Annotated in this window: 1 protein-coding gene; it reads left to right on the forward strand. The window is 77.7% G+C overall.

Annotated features, from left to right (window positions below):
* On the forward strand, nucleotides 1-1,907 hold a 1,907-nt coding region (locus ACLBYE_RS30340), incomplete at both ends, for a ComEC/Rec2 family competence protein (RefSeq protein ID WP_447697008.1).

Here is a 1,907-nt window from a genome sequence, read left to right on the forward strand (position 1 = left end):
GCGCGCCCGCCGGCCCTGGCGGCGGCGCTCGCGGTGGCGGCCGCGTTCCTCGGCTTCGCGGCGGCGACCTGGCGGGTCTCGCAGGTCGCCGCACCGATCCTCACCCGCACCACGATCGGCCCGCTCGTCGGAACGGTCGAGGCCCTGGACGAGCGCGAGGTGGGCGCCCGGCTGGTGATCCGGGTGGAGAGCTTCGCCGGCCTCGCGCCGGAGGCGCGGCCCGCCCGGGTCCGGGTCTCGTTCCGGAAGACGCCGATCCCCCGTCCCGGGGACGGGGGCGCCGCCACGGCCCGGCTGCTGCCGCCCCCGGAGGCGGCCCGGCCCGGCGGCTACGACTTCGCCCGGGACGCCTATTTCCAGGGGATCGGCGCGGTGGGCTCGCTGATCGGCACCGTCACCGTCCGGGAACCGTCCGGGTCGCCGCCGCTGGGCCTGCGGCTTGCCGCTGCGCTCGACGCGGCGCGCAACGGGCTGACGCGCCGGATCGCGGAGGCCGCCGGCGGCCAAGCGGGTGCGGTGGCGGCGGCCCTGGTGACGGGCAAGCGCGGCCTCATCGGGCCGGCCACCAACGACGCGCTCCGCGCCGCCGGCATCTACCACGTGGTGTCGATCTCGGGCCTCCACATGGTGCTGGCCGCCGGCGTGGTGTTCTGGCTGGTGCGGGCGCTCCTCGCCGCGGTGCCGCTCTGCGCGCTGCTCTGGCCGATCAAGAAGATCGCGGCCTGCTTCGCCATGGTCGGCGTCACCGCCTACTGCGCCTTCTCGGGCTGGGACATCGCGGCCGAGCGCTCGCTGATCATGACCCTGATCATGCTGGGCGCGATCCTGGTGGACCGGCCGGCCCTGTCGATGCGCAACCTCGCCCTCGCGGCGCTGATCGCGCTCGCCCGGGAGCCGGAGGGCCTGCTCGGCCCGAGCTTCCAGATGTCCTTCGGCGCCGTGGCCGGGCTGATCGCCTGCGCGCGGCTGATCGACGGGCGGCTGCTCGTGCGCCCGGGGGCCGGGCGGATCGGGCGGCTCGTCGGGACCGGCCTGTCGGCGATCACCGGGACCCTGGCCACGACCCTGGTGGCGCAGGTCGCGACGGCCCCCTTCGCCACCTACCATTTCCAGACGGTCCAGCCCTTCGGCCTCGTCGGCAACGCCCTAACCCTGCCGCTCGTCTCCCTGGTGGTGATGCCCGCCGCGGTGATCGGCTGCCTCGCCTATCCCTTCGCCCTCGACCGGCCGGTCTGGTGGCTGATGGGGCAGGCGGTGGCCGGGATGCTGGCGATCTCGGACTGGATCGCCGGGTTCGAGCGGGCGGTCCTGGTGCTGCCGGCCTTCGGCGCCGGGGCGCTGGCCCTGCTGACCGCCGGCCTGCTGCTGGGGACGCTGCCGGCCTCGCGCCTGCGCTGGCTCGCCGTGCCGCCGGTGCTGCTCGGGCTCGTCCTCGCGGCCCGGCCCGACCACTACGACCTCTACGTCGACCGGCAGGGCGCGGGGGCCGCGGTGCGGGGCCCGGACGGGCGGCTCACGGCCCTCGGCAGCCCCTCGGGCTTCGTCCTCGAGCAGTGGCTGAAGGCGGACGGCGACGGGCGGCGGTCCGCGGCGCTGATCGTCCGGTCGGGCAGCGGGCGCTGCGACCCGCTCGGCTGCACCGCCCGGCTGCCGGACGGGCGGGCGGTCGCCCTGGTCCGGGACCGGCGGGCCTTCCCGGAGGATTGCGCCCGCGCCGCGGTGCTGATCACGGGCCTCGCGGCGCCGCCGACCTGCACGGGGCCGCTGGTGATCGACCGGCGCGTCCTCGCCGCCCGCGGGGCCGTGGCCCTCCGGACCGACGGCGACGGCTTCGCCGCGCGCTACGCCCGGGACGACGGCCGCGCCGTGCCCTGGCGGCCGGCCGCGGGGCGCGGGCCGGGACCGCC

The sequence above is a fragment of the Methylobacterium sp. A52T genome (genome assembly GCF_053346095.1).